The organism is Arthrobacter sp. MDB1-55 (assembly GCF_059092925.1).
In genome coordinates this window covers 608,299-627,664 of the sequence record NZ_JBNHID010000003.1, presented here as the reverse complement: position 1 = coordinate 627,664, position 19,366 = coordinate 608,299, and the positions used below count along the sequence as shown (strand labels likewise).

The window sequence follows — 19,366 nt, the reverse complement described above, 5'->3', positions numbered from 1 at the left end:
GAGGGTTGCCTGATGGGCATGTTCCGATCCCTGCACATCCACAATTACCGGCTCTGGTTCATCGGTGCACTGATCTCCAATATCGGCACCTGGATGCAGCGCACGGCCCAGGACTGGCTCGTCTACGACATCCTCACGGATCAGGACGCCGCGGCGATGGGTATCGTCATGGCCCTGCAGCTCGGTCCGCAGCTCTTCATTGCCCCGTGGGCGGGTCTGATAGCCGACACGGTCGATCGCCGGAAGCTGTTGATCGGAACGCAGGCCGCGATGGCCGCGCTCGGTGTCGGCCTTGGGCTTTTGGTCGTGTTTGGCCTGGCAGAACTCTGGCACGTCTATGCATTCGCTCTTGCGCTGGGAGTAGTAGCCGCAATTGACGCTCCGGCCCGTCAGGCCTTTGTCTCGGAAGTGGTACGCGACGAATACCTCCCCAACGCGGTGGCCCTCAACAGCGCCTCTTTCAACGGGGCCCGGATGTTCGGGCCCGCGGTTGCAGGCCTGCTCACCGTGGCCGTCGGCCCGGGGTGGGTCTTTCTCATCAATGCCGTGACATTCGGTGCAATGATCTTTGCCCTCGTGACAATCCGGCAAGGAGAATTGCGCGTTCTCAAGAGGTCAGCGCCTGGGCGTGGCAGGATCCGGGCAGGCTTCCGGTACGTGCGACTTCGGCCCGACCTGATGATGGTGATGTTTGCCATTTTCATTGTGGGGACGTTCGGGTTGAACTTCGCCGTCTACATTGCGGCGATGGCCCGGACCGAGTTCAACACGGACGCCGGCATCTTCGGCACCCTGTCGTCAATCATGGCCGTGGGCTCTGTGACCGGCGCCCTGCTCTCGGCCCGGCGGGAACGGCCACGTCTCAGGTTCATCTTCGGAGCTGCCGGCGCATTCGGCCTGGCCTGCCTGCTAGCTGCGCTTGCGCCTTCAGTGTGGCTCTTCGGCGTGACGCTGATTCCTGTGGGACTGTTTGCCCTGACCCTCATGACCAGCGCGAACGCGTACGTTCAAACCACTACGGCGCAGGAAATGCGCGGCCGCGTGATGGCACTGTACTTCGCCATCTTCCTCGGCGGAACACCGATCGGAGCGCCGATCGTGGGATGGGTGACCAATGCCTTCGGCCCTCGGTGGGGCCTGGTGGTGGCCGCCGCGTCGGGCTTCGTGGCTGCTGTAGCCGGGCTCGTGTGGGTTTGGCGGTCCCATCACGTAACAGTTCGCCTCGTGCGTTCGGAGCCGAGGCGGCTCAGGTTGACCCTGGCCGCCACGGCACGGGACACGCCGGAGCGTGACGGCTAGGAGCGCTCAACTACGTAATCGACGCACTCCAGCAGCGCCGACACGTCGGAGGGCTCAATCGCCACGAACGTTGCAATCCGCAGCTGGTTGCGGCCCAGCTTCCGGTACGGCTCGACGTCTACTATCCCGTTGGCGCGCAGGGTCTTGGCCACCGCCGACGCGTCGACGCTCTCATCGAAATCGATGGTGGCGATGACGTTGGAGCGGTGGTCCGGGTTCTGTACAAACGGGGTCGCTATGGACGAGGCTTCCGCCCAGCTGTAGATGCGTCCTGCGGAGTCGGCAGTGCGCTGCGCGGCGAAGTCGATGCCGCCGTTCCCGTTGAGCCATTCGATCTGCGCGTTCAGAGTCACCAGGGTCGAGAGAGCAGGCGTGTTGTACGTCTGGTTCAGGCGCGAGTTGTCGATGGCCGTCTGCAGGTCGAGGAAATCCGGAATCCAGCGGCCCGAGGACTTGATCGACGCAGCCCGCTCCAGCGCTGCAGGAGAAAACAGTCCAAGCCACAATCCGCCGTCGGACGCGAAGTTCTTCTGCGGTGCGAAGTAGTAAACGTCAGCCTGGGACACATCCACCGCAAGTCCGCCCGCAGCAGAGGTCGCATCGACCGCGATCAGCGCACCCTCGTCAGCTCCGGCCACACGCTCAACGGGGGCTGCAACCCCTGTCGAGGTTTCATTCTGGGGCCAGGCATAGAAGTCGACGCCGGACTCGGCCTGGGGGGCGGGTCGGGTCCCCGGCTCGGACTTGATGACAGTCGAGTCTCCAAGGAAGGGCGCCTTCGAGGTTGCTGTAGCGAACTTCGAACCGAACTCGCCGAACGAGAGGTGCTGGGCGCGCGTTTTCACCAGCCCGAAGGAGGCAACATCCCAGAAAGCTGTGGACCCTCCGACGCCCAGAACAACTTCATACCCTTCGGGGGCACGGAAGAAGTCCATCAGCCCTGACCGCACAGAGCCGACCAGGTTCTTGACCGGAGCCTGGCGGTGGGACGTTCCGAGCAGGTCAGTCCCCGCACGGTTCAGGGCTTCCAGCTGCTCCGGACGGACCTTGGAGGGGCCTGCGCCGAACCGTCCATCCTTCGGCAGCAGCTCGGTTGGGATGCGGATGTCGGTGGAAGTGCTCATGATTACTCCAGGACGGTTGCTTGGTGTGGGGTCTCGCAGACCATTCTGCCCCAGCGGCCGCAGCGCCGGCGCATTGTGACCGGTGGGAGTGCACAACACCGTGCTGATGCGTCCCAGTCAAAGCGGCAAACCTACATGGGTTAACCTTGTGGGGCGTAGGGATGACGACGGTCGCCCGTTTTCGGGGCGCTGCTGCCGCCGCATCAACGCTCAAACCGCACCAGTGCCAAGGAGCTGAACCCCGCATGACGGACCTCATCGACACCACCGAGATGTACCTGCGGACCATCCTTGAGCTCGAGGAAGAGAACATTGTTGCTCTGCGCGCGCGGATTGCCGAGCGGCTTCGGCACTCCGGGCCAACGGTGTCGCAGACGGTCGGCCGCATGGAACGCGACGGACTGGTGATCGTGACCGGGGACCGTCACCTCGAGCTGACGGAGCTCGGACGCCGGCGGGCCACTGAGGTGATGCGCAAGCACCGGCTGGCGGAGCGGCTGCTTTCTGACGTCATCGGCCTCGACTGGGCGTACGTCCACGACGAGGCATGCCGTTGGGAACATGTGATGAGCGAGCGCGTTGAGCGGAGGCTGTATGAGCTGCTCGGTCAGCCGACGCAGTCGCCCTACGGCAACCCGATTCCCGGTCTCGAAGCAATCGGGGGTACTCCCTCCGAGCTCCAGACAATGGGTGTGTGCACTCTCACAGAGGCCATGGCAACATACGTCCCGGGATCGAGCGTGACCCTCGTACGTCTCGCTGAGCCGATCCAGGTTGATCCTGAGTTGCTGACCCAGCTGGACGAGGGCGGCCTCCGTCCCGGAGCCCGCATGACGCTGCAGGCTGTAGGCGAATACGTGTCCGTGCGGGTGCCCGATGTCGAAGGTGCATTGGAGCTTCCACCCGAAGTCGCGTCGCACGTTTTCGTCGCGGTTTAGTTTCCGCCCCGGCGGTCCGGACAGACCCGCTGGATTCCCGAAGGATATCCACAGCATGGTTACGGAATGATTACTTTTGGTCCGTCCGAGCTATAGTTAATCCCTGGCGCTGATACTTCAGCGTTACCTGGTTCGCATGCCTAACCCTGTCAGCGAACGCAGTGTTTCAAGATGGACAGGGGCGGAGGACCCACAACCGGTGATGGCTTGCCATGACCTTGGGGTGAAGTCCGGGTGCTGCCACTACGCGCGTATCCGGGCCGAGTTTTCTCATACTCGAATCCGACAGCTAACTTCGCAGGCGGAAATGAGAGAGGGTCTCCTTGTCGAACACTGCTTCGGGGCGCCGCCGTGCCAGCGCCCCGGTCGCTGAAGCGCGGCCACGCGACGCCCACAGGCGTGAGCGGGCCGAGCGAATCGCCAGTCAGGCAGCGGTGCACGCAGCCGCTTCGCCTGCCCCGGTGTCTTCACCTTCCCCGGCTTCGCCACGTCTGACGGTGCCAGAGGCGCCTCGCTGTGCAGCCGCTCCAATGTCACGGCGTGAAGCCCGCACTGGTTCCGTTGCGTCCGTGAGCAGCGGAGCGTTCGCGCAGCCAGCGGCGCTGCGCCCCCGCGATGGCCAGAGGATTGAACGACGACGACGCGCTGTCACCGCTCGCCGCGACGTCTCCTTCGCCGGGATCAGCCAGAAGGTCGCCATTGCAGCCGCCGCATCGGGCATGGTACTGACCGTCGCACTTCCCACCACCGCCGCAGTCGTGCCCGCAGAGGCTCAGGTAGCTGCCGCCGCTTCGGCCGAGCAGGCAGAGCCGCAACCCATCCAGGCGGCCGCGGGCGCCGAGGTTTCGTTTGACCGCGCTGCCCTTCACGGCAAGTTCGATCCGGACGCCAAGCTCGTGGAGATTGTTTCTGCATCAGGTGGAGACATCGTGGCGGATGAGTCGAAGGGATCGCTCTCCGCGCCGCTGGACCACGTGGTGATGAGTTCGCCCTTCGGGACCCGGGTGAGCCCGATCACCGGTGCCGGGGAGCTCCACACCGGGCAGGACATGAGCGAGGCCTGCGGCACTGCTGTCAGAGCAGCAGCGGCCGGCACCGTGACGTTCGCGGGCTGGCATGCCTACGGCGGCGGCAACCGTGTGGTGGTCAAGCACGCCAACGGGTTGGAGACCACCTACAACCATCTGTCGGCGATGGATGTCACTGTGGGCCAGGTTGTGGACCGCGGGGAAGCCATCGCCCGGGTGGGTTCGACGGGTGCCTCAACGGGCTGCCACCTGCACTTTGAGGTGCTTGTCGACGGCAAGAACGTCGACCCAATGGGCTGGCTCTGAGCCGTTGCTCAGGTCGTCGTAACCATGAACACACCGTTCCGTGACCTGAATGTGACATACCTGATTTTCTGATGTACCGTTTCACTCGTGCCAAATCGCAGGGGGTTTGGCACTCTCGCGCAGATCGCCTAGCTCTGCCACTGCACGAGATCCGTTCGCAACAATCGCATGGCAGGGGCGGGGGAACCAATTGCGGGCTTCTTCTTCAGAAGTCCTTGGGGTTAAGTCGCTGGATCTGAGACGATCCGCGGCCGGGTGACTCCCATCCGAATCCGACAGCTCACCTCGCAGGCGTAGGGAGAGGCAATTTAACGTGTCAAACAGCTCTGCGCTGGGCCGCCACCGTGCGGTGCCGGCTCATACAAACTCGCTCGCAGCCATTTCGAAGGCTGTTTCTTCTAACGCAGGTTCCGTAGGACGCCAGGCAGCAGTTATCGTCGCCGCTTCCGGCCTCGTACTCACCGCCGGTCTTCCCGCTCACGGCGCATCTGACGCCCAGCGTTCAGCCCAGGCCGTCGGAACCCTCAGCGCAGTCGCTCAGCCAACCGCCGTCAGCGCATCCGCGGATGCAGCAGTTTCATTCGAGCGCGCAGCCGTCGAAGCCGTCGCTGCTCCCGAGATCGAAGTTGCTCCCGTTGAGGCTGCTCCGGTCGAAGCTGCGCAGGCAGAGGTCGTCGAAGCAGCACCCGCTCCGGCCGCAGTGGAGGTTGAGACCGTAGAGGTTGCAGCCGTCGCCCAGCCCGAGGTCAAGGTCGAGGCCGCCGCAGTGAAGGCTCCAGTCCCTGTCGAAGCGCCTACATCCAGCGGGGTCGGTGCAGCACTCGTCGGATCCGCTTACTCCCAGATCGGCGTTGCGCAGGATTGCACCGCCATGGTTGAAAAGGCTCTTCGCTCCATCGGCAAGTCCGTCGGAGATATCGCACCGAGCGACTTCTTCGCTTTCGGCTCCGTAGTATCCACTCCCGCACCCGGTGACCTCGTGGTCTCGGGCGGTCACGTTGCCATCTACGTCGGCAACGGCCAGGTCATCAGCGGTGGCCTGAACGGTATGAACACCGGCCTTCACAGCCTTTCCGACCTCTCCGGCTACAGCTTCGTCCGCGTTAGCTAGAACCAGTTACCTGGAGCACACACACATGACCTCGAATACCCGTGCCATCGCGCGCCACCGCGCCGAAGTACAGCGTTCCGCCCACCTCTCATCCATCGCACGCGCCGTCAGCGACAACGCTGGGGGAGTGGGACGCCAGGCAGCCGTCATTGCGGCAGCTTCCGGTCTCGTTCTGACCAGCGGTGTCGCCGCAAACGCGGTCGAACTTCCGTCGGAACGCAACACCGTCACCACCGCGCTTGAGGTCGAGGCCGTCAAGGCTCCGGTCCAGGCGCCGGCTGACGCTGAGATCTCGTTCAACAAGACCGCCGTGAAGGCTGTGGCAGCTCCTACAGTGGCAGCGCCTGTTGTAGAGCCGCAGGCGGAGACCGTTGAAGCCGCTCCGGTTGAGGTTCCGGTTGTTGAGGCCGCAGTTCAAGCCGCGCCTGCAGTCGCAGTGGAAGCAACGGCCACTGTTGCTGCGCAGCCAGCTGTCGCCGAGAAGCCCGCCCCCGCAGCACCCGAGGTATCGTCCGGCGTGGCCGCCACCATCGCTGCTGCCGCCAAGGCTCAGCTCGGTGTGACCCAGGACTGCACACGCCTTGCCAGCAACGCTCTCGCTGCCGCTGGGATCAACTTCCACGGCTGGCCGGCCGGCTACCTCTCCCTTGGCCGCACGGTCAGCGCCGCTGAAGCGATCCCCGGCGATCTGATCTACTACGCAGACGGCGGCATGGGCGCAGCTCACATTGCCGTTTACATCGGTGGAGGCCAGGCAGTTCACGGTGGCTTCAACGGAAACCAGACGGTCATCGCCCCGGCCGAGCTCGGATCGGGTGGAGTTTACATCCGCGTCGGCGGCTGATTGCTGGTCAGCAAACGTTTATAGGGTCTCTTGCCGCACGGCAGGGGGCCCTATCGTTTTCCTCCGCCGGCACAGAGTGGCGATTGACGAATCCTTGTAGCAACGGCTTACTCTTGCACTGTTAATCCGAAGTACCTTCGCTGTAGCCTCGCAGGGCGCCAGGAGTTCCTCTGATCCTGCAGCTATGGACGGCAAAGAGGAATGTGCATGCGCACTCTCGTTCTGAATGCTGGATACGAACCACTGGCGGTGGTGACCTTCCGCCGGGCACTCGTCCTTGTCCTCACCGGTAAAGCGAGCGTCGTGGCAGAAGGTGAAGACCCGGTTGTCGGCCCCAACGAAGTCTTGTCGCGACCGTCAGTCATTCTGCTCAACCGGTACGTGAAAATCCCATACCGCAGCAGTTCCGTCGCGACGCGTCGCGGAGTGCTGCGCCGTGACAATCACCTGTGCGCATACTGTGGCAAGGCCGCCTCAACCATAGATCACGTGGTGCCGCGTTCCCGCGGTGGAGAGGACAGTTGGGAGAATCTTGTGGCCTGCTGCCTTCGCTGTAACAACGCAAAGGGCGACAAGACGCTTTCCGCGCTCGGCTGGTCCCTTCGCATAGTTCCCAGGCCGCCCCGCGGCACGTCGTGGCAGATCCGGGAGCTGGAGAAGCCCTCGCCGCAGTGGAGCGAATTCTTGCCGGCAGACAACGCCGCGTGAACGGGCCCGCTACCGAGGGTCCGGCTACCGAAGAGCTGTCGTTCGACGCCGTGGTGCTGGCCGGGGGCAGGTCTTCCCGTCTAGGCGGGGTACCGAAGGCGTCCTTGAGAATCAGCGGCTCGACGCTGCTTGCCCACACCTGCGAAGCAGCCCGTGCGGCGAGGCGGCTTGTCGTCGTCGGTGATCGGGCACCCGAGATGCCGGCGCGGGTGGAGCTGATCCGTGAGGAACCGCCGTTTGGCGGGCCGGCCGCGGCCGTGAGCGCCGCCGTCGTACATTTGAGCCACGATCCGGCGCCCTGGATGCTTGTGCTCGCCTGCGACATGCCCCGGATCAACGAGGCGCTGCCAGCGCTCATCGCGGGCGCGCTCGCTACAAATGCGTCCGTACTGGCGCACGACGGCGGGAGGGACCAACCGCTTGCCGCATTGTATCGGTGGGCGGACCTTGCGACGGCGGTTGATCAGGAGGAAGTAAGAAACCTGTCCATGCGTGCCCTCCTTGCTAGGGTGACATGGAGTCCAGTTGACGTTCCCGCGGGCTCAACCATTGATATCGATACGTGGTCCGATGCCCGAAACTTCAGGGCGGAGGCGCCGGATGCGGGTAAATAGCGAGAGGGTTCACCATGGAGGATCGGGATCGCCTGCTCAGGCAGTGGAGCGAGACGTTGCTGGAGATGTTCGAACTTGAGGACATTGAGGTAGATGTCGACGCAGTCCTCGCCCTGGCAGGGAAGGCGGCGCACTCCGTGGTTCGCCCCGCTGCACCGCTGACCACGTTCATCGCCGGATATGCCGCAGGGATGGCAGTTGGGATCGGCCAGGCGGACAGCGTAACGGCCATGCGGTCCGCTCTGCAGGCAGCCGCATCTGCCTGCCCGCCGGTAACTGCGGCGGAGGACCGCCGATGAGCGGTTCGGGACACGAGGTCACGTGGGAGGACGCCCGAAGGCTGGCATATGAGTCAGCTACACCCAAACCCGTGCAGACCGTCAAACTGGCGGATGCGCTAGGCCAGACGCTGGCGGAGCCCGCCGTCGCACTGCAGCCCATACCGCACTATGCGTCGTCCGCCATGGACGGTTGGGCGCTCTCAGGGGAGCCGCCCTGGACGCTCGTGACGCCCGTCCCGGTGGATGAGAGCCCGTGGCACCGGGCGCACGAACACAAGAAATCGGGATACGCCACCCTGGAGCCGGGTCAGGCAACCTTCATCCTCACCGGCGGTGTTGTCCCGCCCGGGGCTACGGGTATCCTCCGCACCGAGCACGGGGCCATCCGCGACGGCGTGTTGAACCGCAACGAGCGGGCACGCCCGGACGAGCCACGCGAGAACGAACACATCCGACCCGCCGGCGAGGAAGCGGCGCAAGGAACAGAGACTATCGCCGCGGGATCGGTCCTGAATCCGGCGCAGATCGCGCTCGCCGCGGTATGCGGTTATGACACCCTGCCCGTTCTGCGCGCACCGCGCGTCTCATTGCTGCTGACCGGTGACGAGGTTATCGAAGCAGGCCTGCCGGAACCCGGACAGGTCCGGGACACCTTCGGCCCCCAGCTACCCGGTCTTATCACTATGCTGGGCGGCCACGTGGACACCGTGGGCCGGGCACGGGATGATCTCGACGACGTCGTGGCGGCCATCAGCGCCGAAGCCATGGACGAGGTGTCGCTGGCGCGATCGTCCGGCGACGTATTAATCAGCACCGGCGGCACCGGCGCATCCGACGCCGACCACATCCGCCGAGCGCTGACCGTGCTTGAAGCGGAACTCATCATCGATGGCATCGCTATGCGGCCGGGGCACCCTACTCTTTTGGCGCGCCTGCCTGACGGGCGGTTCTTCGTCGGCCTGCCCGGTAATCCGTTGGCTGCAATGATGGCGCTGTTCACGGTAGGGGCGCCGTTGCTGGCAGGCCTGCGTGGAGCAGACTTTCCGGAATCGCGCTCGGTTCTGGCCGGAGAGTCGTTCGACGCGCTGCCCGGACGGACGCGCCTGGTGCCCTATCGCTATCAGACTGGACGGGCCATGCCCACCGTTCATCACCGATCGGGCATGCTGCGCGGACTCGCCGACGCCGACGGCGTGCTGGTGGTGCCGGAGCAGGGGTGCGAGCCGGACGAGAAGGTCGTGGCGCTGCAGCTGCCCTGGTTCAGCTGATACCGCTCACCCGGTCCCACGCCTGTTCGCCCCGTTCGGACCGTCTTCTCCCGTTCAGACGGTTGCCGGCATGTCCTGCTGCTTGTTCTCCTCGCCCGTACCTCCCGCAGGGCCGTCTGCTGCCGGTTCCAACCGGACGATGACGCCTTTGGAGACAGGGGTGTTGCTGCCCTTGACCGTGTCGTCGAGCGGCACCAGGACGTTCCCCTCCGGGTAGTACGCGGCAGCGCACCCGCGGGCGGTGGGGTAGGACACGGCGCGGAACTTCCGCAGGACGCGATCCTTGCCGTCCGCATACTCGCCATGAACGTCGACCAGGTCACCGTCCTTGAAGCCCAGGTCAGCAAGGTCCTCCGGGTTGACGAAGACCACGTGCCGGCCCTTTTTGATGCCGCGATACCGGTCGTTGTAACCGTAGATCGTGGTGTTGAACTGGTCGTGCGAACGCATGGTCTGCAGAATGAGCCGGCCGGGCGGGCATTGCATGGGGTCCAATTCATTGACTGTGAGCAACGCCTTGCCGCTGGGGGTGCTGAACTTCCGGGCATCGCGGGGACCGTTCGCCAGCAGGAAGCCGTCCTTCTCACGGATACGGCGGTTGTAGTTTTCACAGCCGGGCACGACGTGGGCGATATGGTCGCGAATGCGGTCGTAATCATCCTCGAATCCCTGCCAGTCGGCCGCAATGCGGTCACCAAGGGTGGCGCGCGCCAACCTGCTGACAATTGCGATCTCGGACAGCAGTCCCGGCGCCACCGGTTCAACCCTGCCCTCGGAGGAGTGAACCGCGCTCACGGTGTCCTCAACGGAGACGAACTGGGGCCCGGTTGCCTGGCGGTCAATCTCGGTACGGCCAAGCGTCGGAAGAATCAATGCTTCCTGCCCGACGACGGTGTGCGACCGGTTCAGTTTCGTCGAGACCTGCACATTCATCTCGAGATTCTGCATTGCTGCTTCTGTGGCAGCGGTGTCGGACATGGCGGCGACGAAGTTCCCGCCGAGTGCGAGGAAGAACTTGATTTCGCCGTCGCGCATTCCCCTCACTGCGGCCACCGCGTCCACTCCGTGCTCGCGCGGAGGTTCGAAGGAGAACTCCTTGCCCAGCGCGTCGAGGAACGACGGCGGCATCTGTTCCCAGATTCCCATCGTACGGTCACCCTGGACGTTCGAGTGCCCACGGATCGGTGACGCACCCGCACCAGGCCGCCCGATGTTGCCGCGGAGAAGGAGCAGGTTGATCATCTCCTTGATCGTGCCGACGCCGTTCTTCTGCTGGGTCACGCCCATCGCCCAGGTGATGATGGTCTTCTCTGACCTGATGTAGCGCTCCGCGAGTTCGTCGATCTCCTCCGAGCGCAGGCCTGTGGCCTCCAGCACCGTCTGCTCATCCAGATGGGCCAGGTGCGCGCGCAGTTCGTCCAGACCTTCGCAGTACTCCGCAAGGAACTCGTGATCCAGCACAGTTCCGGGATTCCGGTCTTCGGCATCGAGCACGCGCTTCGAGAGCGCCTGGAGGAGAGCCATGTCCCCGCCCGCGCGGATCTGCAGGAACTGGTCGGCCAGATCGGTTCCGCGGCCTACAACACCTTTGGGCTTCTGCGGGTTCTTGAAGCGTCGCAGTCCGGCCTCGGGCAGGGGATTGACAGCGACAATGCTCCCGCCGTTCTCTTTCTGCTTCTCCATGGCGCTGAGCATGCGCGGGTGGTTGGTCCCGGGGTTCTGGCCGATCACGATCATCAGGTCAGAGTTGAGATAGTCGTTGTAGGCCACCGTCGCTTTGCCGATACCGATCGTTTGTCCCATAGCGACGCCGGAAGATTCGTGACACATATTGGAGCAGTCAGGCAGGTTGTTGGTGCCTAGCCCGCGGATGAAGAGCTGGTAGATGAACGCGGCCTCGTTCGAGGCGCGGCCGCTCGTATAGAAAGCTGCCTCGTCGGGTGAATCGAGGCTCTTCAGTTTGTCCGCGACGATGCTGATGGCCCTGTCCCAGGTGATGGGCCGGTAGTGATCGTCACCGGCGGCTTTGTACACGGGTTCGGTGAGCCGCCCCTGCATGCCAAGCCAGTATTCGGAACGTCCGCGCAGCTCAGTCACTGAATGCTCCGCCCAGAACTCCGACGACACGGTCACCGGTGTGGCTTCCCAGGTCACCGCCTTGGCGCCGTTCTCGCAGTATTCGAAGGTGCTGCGGTGGTCCGACGGGTCCGGCCAGGCGCAGCTCATACAGTCGAAACCCTGCTTCTGGTTCATCCTGAGCAGGGTACGTGCGCTGCGTTCAATCCCCATGTGCTTGAGCGCGGGCTGCATCGAGTGATAGACCCCGGGCAAACCGGCTGCCCAGTCCTTGGGCTTGTCCAACTCAAGGTTGTTCTCGTCAGCTTCCTCGACGGGAGGGTTGGATCGTGTCATCGGGGGCATCCTTCCTGGTGGCTTCTCAGCACTGAGTGTTCCTACCTGCCCCTATTGTCCACTGCAGAGGTCCCCAAAGACACCCGAACGGCCGGTACCCGACCGCCGCAGTGTCAACTAGGCTCAATCCAGGCTCAGGCGGGAGATAAATGATGACGAGAGTATTGAACCGGCGCCGCATCACGCGTTACAGGCTGGACGGCCCGGCGACCCAGAGGGAAGACCGGCTTGCAGGGGAGGAGCCGCTCGAGATTCGGCTCGGCGGAAGTGCCTTCAGCGTCACCATGCGCACCCCCGGTGATGACTTCGACCTCGTGGCAGGGTTCCTGGTTTCAGAAGGTGTGGTTGCCGAACCCGGGGAGATCCTCGCGCTCCGCTATTGTGCCGGCGTTGACGAAGATGGTCGGCAGACCTTCAATGTCGTCGAGGCGCAGCTCCGGCCGGATGTCGCCCTACCGGATACCGGCATGGAGCGGCATGTCTACACGTCCAGTTCGTGCGGAATCTGTGGGACCGCCTCGATCGATGCGGTGCGGAAATCTGCCCGCTTCGACGTGCACGATGACGACGGCGCGGTTGACCTCGCGGTTCTCGCCTCCCTGCCGGACCTGCTTCGGAACGAGCAGAAGCTCTTCGACCGTACGGGGGGCGTACACGCAGCCGGTTTATTTTCCCGCGACGGAGAACTGCTCTGCCTTCGGGAGGACGTAGGACGCCACAACGCTGTGGACAAGGTTGTCGGTTGGGCGCTGAGGGAAGGAAAGCTGCCCCTCCGCGGAACAATCCTGCAGGTCTCTGGGCGTGCTTCGTTCGAACTGGTGCAGAAAGCCCACCTCGCTGGAATACCGATGCTCGCAGCGGTGAGTGCGCCCTCGTCGTTGGCTGCCGACCTTGCGGAAGAATCAGGCATCACCCTCGTCGGTTTCAGCCGCGGGCAAACGTTGAACTGCTACACGCATCCGCGGCGCATCAGCGCGGAATAGCGGTACCCCGGGCGGAGTTGCACACCAGTATGGAACTCGGCATCTTCAGCTTCGGCGACATTCACCCCAACCCCGTGACAGGCGAACGGGTTTCGCCGGAACAGCGGATGGCCGACTTGCTGGAGCGGGCGCGACTTGCGGACGAGGTTGGCCTCTCCTACTTCGGTATCGGCGAGCACCACCGACCGGATTATGCCGTGTCGTCGGTGGTGCCTGTGCTGGCCGCCGCTGCGGCCCAGACGCGGAACATTCATGTGGGCTCGGCCGTGACAGTGCTCAGCACCGAGGACCCGGTGCGCGTGTTCCAGCAGTTCGCAACCCTGGATCTGCTGTCAGGCGGACGTGCAGAGCTCACAGCGGGGAGGGGATCCTTCATCGAGTCCTACCCCCTGTTCGGGGCAGCGCTGGAGGATTACGACGCTCTCTACGAGGAGAAGATCGATCTTCTCCTGCGCATCGATGCCGCAGATCGGATTACCTGGTCCGGGCAGTTCCGGCCTCCGCTGCAGGACGCCCTGATCCTGCCCCGGCCAAGCCGCGAACATCTGGACATCTGGATCGCTACCGGCGGTACGCCGTCGTCGTCGGTCCGGGCCGCACGGCTGGGGAAGCCGGTGATCTACGCCCTCTTGGGCGGTGCAGTGAACAACTTCGCGCAGCACGCTGCGCTCTACCGCGAAGAGTTCGACGGCGCGTCCGGCGGGATTCCACGGGTGGGCGTGAGCGGCGTCGGGCTGGTCCTCCGGAACGGGGCGAAGGAGACCTTCAAGCCTTACTGGCTCGACAGCATGACGCGCATTTCCGCCGAGCGCGGCTTCCCGAAGCCCAGCGGAGTCACCTACAACATGCAGGCAGCCCGCACCGGTGCGCTCTATGTCGGCACACCCGAGGAAGTGGCGGAGAAGATCGTCCTGACACATGCAGCAATGGGACATGACCGGCATATCCTCCAGCTCGACTTCTCATCGGTTCCGCAGGAACAGGTTCTGGAGTCAATCGAACTCCTGGGTACCGAGGTCCTTCCTCTGGTCAGGGAAGCTCTCGGCGGGCAGCACCAGCACGATGGGGCTCCGCGGACCGAAACTGTCCGCAGCGGGACCTAAGCTTGAAGTCCACTACCGGGAGACGAACCATGAGCATGGAAGGCGCGGCCTGGAGTTCCCTTTACCGGATCTCCTCCGCCAAGAACGGCAGCAACAAATTCTCGAAGGAGACGCTCAAGCGGATCCTGTCCTTCGCCGTGCCGTATCGGTTCAAGCTGGTGCTCTTCATCGCGCTATCCGTGGTGTCGGCGTTTCTGGCGGTGGCCACGCCTGTCCTGGCTGGGCAGGTAGTGAACGCCATCATCGCCGAGGCCGCCGTCAGCACCATCGTGTGGCTCGCTATCGTCATTGCGATCGTCGCTGTCGCCGACACCGGCGTCGGACTACTGACCCGCTGGTATTCCGCCCGGATCGGTGAGGGAGTCATTCTCGATCTGCGCACTGCGGTTTTTGATCACGTCCAGAAGATGCCGATTGCATTCTTCACCCGAACCCGCACGGGGGCCCTGGTCAGCCGGCTCAACAATGACGTGATCGGCGCCCAACAGGCCTTCAGCGGCACGCTGTCCGGCGTCGTCAGCAACCTGGTCGCGTTGATTCTTACCCTGATCGTCATGTTGAGCACCTCGGTGCTGGTGACCGTACTGGCGATCATCATGCTGCCCATCTTCCTGTTGCCCGCGCGCAGGATGGGCAGCAGGCTGGCGGCTCTCCGCCGGGAGGCCGCCGACTACAACTCCACCATGAGCACACAGATGACGGAGCGGTTCTCGGCTCCCGGGGCCACGCTGGTGAAGCTGTTCGGGCGGCCGGACGAGGAGTCAGAGGAGTTCCGCGTCAGGGCGGCAAGAGTGCGGGACATCGGCGTGCGGACCGCGATGCTGCAGTTCGTGTTCTTCTCCGCCCTGATGCTCGTTTCCGCCCTTGCCCTGGCCCTGGTGTATGGGCTCGGTGGTTCCCTGGCCCTCGGCGGCGTGCTGGACACCGGCGAGGTGGTCACGCTGGCGCTGCTGCTCACCCGCCTGTACGCGCCGTTGACCTCCCTGGCCAACGCCCGCGTGGAAATCATGAGCGCGCTGGTGAGTTTCGAGCGGGTCTTCGAGGTCCTGGACCTTGATCCCCTCATAAAGGAGAAGCCCGACGCCGGAACTATCCCGGACGGACCGGTTGCGGTTGAGTTCGACAGGGTTCGCTTCGGTTATCCGTCGGCAGAGCGCGTCTCGCTGGCCTCCCTCGAGGAGGTTGCGGTGCTGGATACCCGTGGCGGTGAGGAAGTGCTCCACGGCATCAGCTTCCGGATAGGGCCCGGGCAGACCGTAGCACTGGTGGGTACTTCGGGTGCGGGCAAATCCACCATCGCGCAACTCCTGGCCAGGCTTTACGACGTTGACGAGGGCGCGGTGCGGATCGGCGGAAAGGACGTCCGTGACGTTACCTTCGAGTCGCTGCGCCACACGCTTGGAATGGTGACTCAGGACGGACACCTCTTCCACGAGACGATCGCTTCCAACCTTCGTCTGGCGCGCCCCGACGCCACGGACGAGGAGCTCTGGCACGCAGTCCGCCGCGCGCGCCTGGAACCATTGATCCGGTCTCTACCGGATCAACTGGACACGATGGTCGGCGAGCGCGGGTACCGGTTGTCCGGCGGGGAGCGGCAGCGCATGACCATCGCGAGGCTCCTCCTGGCCCAGCCGCGCGTCGTGATTCTGGATGAAGCCACCGCGGCATTGGATTCGACGTCGGAAGCGGCCGTGCAGGCAGCACTTACCGAGGCACTCGAAGGACGCACCGCTCTGGTCATCGCCCACCGGCTGTCGACCATTCGAAGCGCGGATCAGATCCTGGTCATCGAGGACGGACGCATCGCGGAGCAGGGCACTCACGATGAGCTGCTTGAAAAGTCAGGCCGCTACGCCGAGTTGCATCGCACGCAGTTCGCCGTGCAGAAGAGTGTTGCGCCGGATGAGCCTGCTGAAGCACTCACTGCTCCTAGCGCCTGACCAGCCCTTGTGGGGAACGGCGGTCAGCCTGCCGTGCAGGTCGTCGGAGCGTCTCCTTCGAGCCGTACGTCCCTCGGCTTCTCGGGAACGCGCAGGAGGGGCAGGGTCACGTTAACCATAGGACCGATGAGCAGCGCAAAAGCCACTGTGCCGACTCCAACGGTTCCGCCAAGGATCCAGCCGGTCACCAGCACCGTCACCTCGATGGAGGTACGAACAGCCCAGATGGGCCAGCCCCACTTCTGGTGGATCCCGGTCATCAGTCCGTCACGCGGACCGGGCCCCATGCGTGCGCCGATGTACAGGCCCGTCGCTACCGCAAGCAGCACCAAACCGCCGGAGAAGAGCAGGATCTGCAGCCACAGGACGGTCTGCTCCGGTATGAAGGCAAGGCCGATCTCAGCGCTGGCACCCACAAACACGGCGTTGATGACCGTTCCCACGCCCGGCTTCTGACGGATCGGTATCCAGAGCAGCAGTACAGCGAGCCCGATGAGAGCCGTCGTGATGCCGAACGGGATGCCGCTCTGTACCGAAACTCCCTGCCCCAGTACGTCCCAGGGAGAGACACCAATGCCGGCGCGAACCATCATCGCAATAGAGATGCCGTAGAAGAAGACACCCACAATCAGTTGCGCGATGCGGCGCACGAAGAGAAGGGACATGCAACAAGTGAACGGCCCGAGGGCGCGCTGAAGCAAACGGCTGCGCGGAGCTACTCCAGGCCGTAGTGCTCGCGGATCTCGTCCAGGCCTCGCATGTTGGCGCCCAGATCGTCGGGCGTGAGAGTGACGGACTGGTCCTGGGAAAGAACCTGATAGCTCAAAGTGGTGTACTCCCCGGGCTCTGTACTGTCAGCGAAGGCACGCAAGCTCTCGTCAAGTATCCGGTCGAGCTCGGCCTGATCATTGCTGTCGGCCGAGATCGTAATACGGGTACTGCTGCCCGTACCGTTCTCGTTCCAATCCACGACGACATCCTGCACGCCGTCGACCGTCGCGATGGCCTCCCGGTACTTCTCTTCGGGATTGGACGGGCCGCATCCGGACAGCATCAGACACAGCAGCACCGCCGCACCACTGCGGGTGAATCTCTTCACTAGCGCCTCTCGATCGGGATCACGAAGGACTCTACGCGCGTGGGATCGTTCGTCAGAAACCGTTCGGTAGACCGGTCCCGAGCGTACTGCGCTGCCGCACTCCCGGGATCGTTTTCAGCGTCCGATATGGAAGCTTCGTAGGCGTTGAAGTCGTGTCGGCCCGCGACGTCCCACCATCCGGTGTTCGGGGGATTTGGGAGTGTTATCTGGACACTGGATGATTGGCCCGCGGTAGTACCATCGATGCGTGCCCCACCCAGATCCAGCATCGGGACAACATCATCTTCGTGGTGAAAAGCAATGACACGGATTTCCGCGGGTATGGCCGTGCCGTCTATGGGAGAGCCATAGGCCATAACATTCGTGACGTTGAACTGTGCACTGAAAGCAGGGTCAGCGGCCAGGGCGGCTGCCGTCATCCCGCCCTGGGAGTGACCCGTCAACATGACCGGCGCACCGGGTTCTATGCCTGCCCGCTCCATGGCCAGGGCGACTGCGTCTGACGCCGTCGACATCTGTCCGGAAGCTGTGACCAGGTTGCCTGTCAGATCTGCCGCGGTGCCGGAAGTCGCCGGACTCCACTCCTGGGTGCCCGGTATGTTCACGATGTAGGACGGGCCGGACGGTCCGTCGATGCGCGTGATCCTGACCGATCCGTCGACGCTCGATTCCACCTGGCGATCCGAGTACGCCTGCCCGGTATTCATCGCTATCGCTCGCAGGTCGGAGGGCAGCACCCCTTCAGCATGCCCGGAAGCGGACAGGCCTGTGCCGCTCGTTGACACACCTACGGGGATCGCTTCCCCAGCCCACGCGCTGCCATCGTCGAGAAGGGGCAGGTCCCACTGGCCCAGCGTCAGGACGGTCAGTTTCGCTTCCGTCCATTCCCCGCGGATCAGCATGCCGGTGGCAGCGAGTTCCATCAGCGTCGGTGGGCTACCACCCACCCATTGATCGAGCAAAGACACCAGGTGCGCCGATTGCTCGCCGTAATCCATGAAGGACCGCTGGATGTTCCCGAAGCCCAACTCCGCGCGGTCCTGGAACCAGTCCACGGTATCGTCAGACGTCTCAGCAACCCAACCGGCTCCATCGGTAACCCAGTCCCAGCCGTCGGCCAGCCAGCCGCCGGCGGTATTCTCGGGTCGGGTATCAGCGCTGCCGGGCGCCGAGCCCTCCGCAGCCGCGGCCACGGAGCCGGCTGACGCCGCGTCACTGGTCTGATCCTGGGCATCGGCATTTTCAGCTGCAACAAGAGCGGCCTGGCGCAGTGAGTCCGCAATCCGGGTCAGCGTCGGACGATGCCGGGCCGACCAACCGGAGCGGAACGAGTCAGCATCCGAACCTTGCCATGGGATCGACGAGATTCTCCCGGATACCTGCACTCCAAGGAGTTCAAGATCTCCCGCAGCATTCTCCAGGAAGCGAGCCAGCTGCCGGACCTGGGACGGATCCATGCCGATCGTCTGGCTCATGCGCTCGCCGACACTCCAGCGGCGAACTCGTAAGCGCCGGCCAGGGCGTACGTGATCTCGCGAGCCACGTGACCGGGATGCTGCGGGGTGAGTATGACGGCGCCATGGGGCGTCCGCGTGGAGTAGAGCGTACCCTCGCTGACCGACCACCGGGCCGCCCACACCTGCCGTCTGCTCCCCGCGCGCGTAGTCATGGCCGCGCTGAGAATAGCTTCTTCCGGGATGTTGGCGGCTTCGGCCGGGCTCAGTGGTATCCGGGGGGCGTCATCTGAGGTGCCTCGGACCTGAACCGCGTCCGCCCGCAACTCGGCAAGAGGCGGGAGAACCGGCGCAATCGCTCCCCAGATCTGGGCAACGTCGAAGAGCGCAACCTCAAGTGCGGGCTCGTGCGCGAGTGCGCGAAGGCCGCCGTCGTTGCCTGGACCGATGGTGCTCCTACGCAGCACCGCCACACCCTGGGCGCCCGAGATGGAGAAATCGCTGTTGCAGGCGATGCCCAGATAGGCGGCGGACAACCGCAGAAGCGTGACCGGCCGAAGCACCGCTTGCAGTGCGTCGGCCCACACCCTGGAGAGGACCTTGCCTTCCGCTACGCCCAGGCCCTGCAGCTCTTTCCAGGCATCTTCGCGTGTTTCTGCGTCGAGGTTCTTGATCGACTTTTTCGCCTGTGAACCAGCCGACTGGTGGGTGGACCCATGAGCGGTAACCTGTACCGGATCGACAGCGTCGAGGGCGAGCGCCCAGGCGGTCGGTGAGACTCTGATTGCGCGCGAGGGCGCAGGTACTGCCGAGATTTTCCCCATGCTGACAAGCTAATGCAGTGCGAGGGA

Annotated in this window: 18 protein-coding genes and 2 riboswitches; of the genes, 12 read left to right on the top strand and 6 right to left on the bottom strand. The window is 64.1% G+C overall.

The features are described from left to right. Positions 1–12: 12 nt before the first annotated feature. Positions 13–1,299 carry an MFS transporter gene (locus AC5RU3_RS14515; RefSeq protein WP_309070159.1) on the top strand — a complete coding sequence of 429 codons (1,287 nt, stop codon included), beginning with the start codon at positions 13–15 and terminating at the stop codon, positions 1,297–1,299. Here AC5RU3_RS14515 and serC read toward each other — a convergent pair. Continuing rightward, positions 1,296–2,423 carry a phosphoserine transaminase gene (gene serC / locus AC5RU3_RS14510; RefSeq protein ID WP_493966008.1) on the bottom strand — a complete coding sequence of 376 codons (1,128 nt, stop codon included), beginning with the start codon at positions 2,421–2,423 and terminating at the stop codon, positions 1,296–1,298. The two genes, AC5RU3_RS14515 and serC, sit on opposite strands and share 4 nt — an antisense overlap. 245 nt (positions 2,424–2,668) lie before the next feature. Between serC and AC5RU3_RS14505 the strand changes: the two genes are divergently transcribed. The 8 genes from AC5RU3_RS14505 to AC5RU3_RS14470 all read left to right on the top strand — a co-directional run bounded on the left by AC5RU3_RS14505 (position 2,669) and on the right by AC5RU3_RS14470 (position 9,521). Further along, positions 2,669–3,361, top strand: coding sequence for an iron-dependent transcriptional repressor DtxR (locus AC5RU3_RS14505; protein WP_309070161.1), 693 nt, complete (start codon positions 2,669–2,671; stop codon positions 3,359–3,361). 127 nt (positions 3,362–3,488) lie between these two features. Then, positions 3,489–3,680, top strand: a riboswitch (cyclic di-AMP (ydaO/yuaA leader). Between the two features lie 250 nt (positions 3,681–3,930). Then, positions 3,931–4,695, top strand: coding sequence for a M23 family metallopeptidase (locus AC5RU3_RS14500; protein WP_309070162.1), 765 nt, complete (start codon positions 3,931–3,933; stop codon positions 4,693–4,695). Between the two features lie 146 nt (positions 4,696–4,841). Further along, positions 4,842–5,003: riboswitch (cyclic di-AMP (ydaO/yuaA leader) on the top strand. Positions 5,004–5,008: 5 nt separating this feature from the next. Further along, entirely contained in the window at positions 5,009–5,806 is a 798-nt protein-coding gene (locus AC5RU3_RS14495; protein WP_309070163.1) for an NlpC/P60 family protein, read from the top strand. Between the two features lie 25 nt (positions 5,807–5,831). Continuing rightward, positions 5,832–6,650 carry an NlpC/P60 family protein gene (locus AC5RU3_RS14490; protein WP_309070164.1) on the top strand — a complete coding sequence of 273 codons (819 nt, stop codon included), beginning with the start codon at positions 5,832–5,834 and terminating at the stop codon, positions 6,648–6,650. Between the two features lie 207 nt (positions 6,651–6,857). Beyond that, complete coding sequence (locus tag AC5RU3_RS14485; protein WP_493966007.1) at positions 6,858–7,358, top strand: HNH endonuclease; 501 nt, start codon at positions 6,858–6,860, stop codon at positions 7,356–7,358. Beyond that, the gene (gene mobA / locus AC5RU3_RS14480; RefSeq protein WP_493966006.1) at positions 7,355–7,972 is read left to right on the top strand and encodes a molybdenum cofactor guanylyltransferase; all 618 of its coding nucleotides are present in this window, start codon (positions 7,355–7,357) and stop codon (positions 7,970–7,972) included. The genes AC5RU3_RS14485 and mobA overlap by 4 nt, the downstream gene beginning before the upstream one ends. A gap of 14 nt (positions 7,973–7,986) precedes the next feature. After that, positions 7,987–8,271 (top strand): DUF6457 domain-containing protein, encoded by a 285-nt coding sequence (locus tag AC5RU3_RS14475; RefSeq protein WP_309070167.1) that lies wholly within the window; start codon positions 7,987–7,989, stop codon positions 8,269–8,271. Then, positions 8,268–9,521 (top strand): molybdopterin molybdotransferase MoeA, encoded by a 1,254-nt coding sequence (locus AC5RU3_RS14470; RefSeq protein ID WP_493966005.1) that lies wholly within the window; start codon positions 8,268–8,270, stop codon positions 9,519–9,521. Before AC5RU3_RS14475 ends, AC5RU3_RS14470 begins: the two co-directional genes overlap by 4 nt. A 54-nt stretch (positions 9,522–9,575) precedes the next feature. On the opposite strand, the gene AC5RU3_RS14465 is transcribed toward AC5RU3_RS14470, so the two are convergent. Continuing rightward, a complete protein-coding gene (locus AC5RU3_RS14465; RefSeq protein ID WP_493966004.1) occupies positions 9,576–11,933 on the bottom strand; it encodes an FdhF/YdeP family oxidoreductase in 2,358 nt (785 codons plus the stop codon). A gap of 152 nt (positions 11,934–12,085) precedes the next feature. On the opposite strand from AC5RU3_RS14465, the gene fdhD reads away from it, so the two are divergent. Genes fdhD through AC5RU3_RS14450 form a run of 3 tightly spaced genes read left to right on the top strand, consistent with a single transcriptional unit; the run spans position 12,086 to position 15,962 of the window. Beyond that, positions 12,086–12,916, top strand: coding sequence for a formate dehydrogenase accessory sulfurtransferase FdhD (gene fdhD, locus AC5RU3_RS14460; protein ID WP_309070203.1), 831 nt, complete (start codon positions 12,086–12,088; stop codon positions 12,914–12,916). Positions 12,917–12,945: 29 nt separating this feature from the next. After that, complete coding sequence (locus tag AC5RU3_RS14455) at positions 12,946–14,019, top strand: LLM class flavin-dependent oxidoreductase (RefSeq protein WP_309070170.1); 1,074 nt, start codon at positions 12,946–12,948, stop codon at positions 14,017–14,019. A gap of 29 nt (positions 14,020–14,048) precedes the next feature. Beyond that, the gene (locus AC5RU3_RS14450) at positions 14,049–15,962 is read left to right on the top strand and encodes an ABC transporter ATP-binding protein (protein WP_493966003.1); all 1,914 of its coding nucleotides are present in this window, start codon (positions 14,049–14,051) and stop codon (positions 15,960–15,962) included. A gap of 23 nt (positions 15,963–15,985) precedes the next feature. Here AC5RU3_RS14450 and yczE read toward each other — a convergent pair whose 3' ends face one another. The 4 genes from yczE to AC5RU3_RS14430 are packed head-to-tail and all read right to left on the bottom strand — an operon-like array spanning position 15,986 to position 19,339. Next, on the bottom strand, positions 15,986–16,627 hold the full coding sequence (yczE, locus tag AC5RU3_RS14445) for a membrane protein YczE (RefSeq protein WP_309070172.1): 642 nt from the start codon (positions 16,625–16,627) through the stop codon (positions 15,986–15,988). A gap of 50 nt (positions 16,628–16,677) precedes the next feature. Then, the gene (locus AC5RU3_RS14440; RefSeq protein ID WP_309070173.1) at positions 16,678–17,061 is read right to left on the bottom strand and encodes a hypothetical protein; all 384 of its coding nucleotides are present in this window, start codon (positions 17,059–17,061) and stop codon (positions 16,678–16,680) included. Then, on the bottom strand, positions 17,061–18,536 hold the full coding sequence (locus AC5RU3_RS14435) for a WXG100 family type VII secretion target (RefSeq protein ID WP_493966002.1): 1,476 nt from the start codon (positions 18,534–18,536) through the stop codon (positions 17,061–17,063). Before AC5RU3_RS14435 ends, AC5RU3_RS14440 begins: the two co-directional genes overlap by 1 nt. Then, entirely contained in the window at positions 18,533–19,339 is an 807-nt protein-coding gene (locus AC5RU3_RS14430; protein ID WP_309070175.1) for a hypothetical protein, read from the bottom strand. Before AC5RU3_RS14430 ends, AC5RU3_RS14435 begins: the two co-directional genes overlap by 4 nt. Positions 19,340–19,366: the final 27 nt, after the last annotated feature.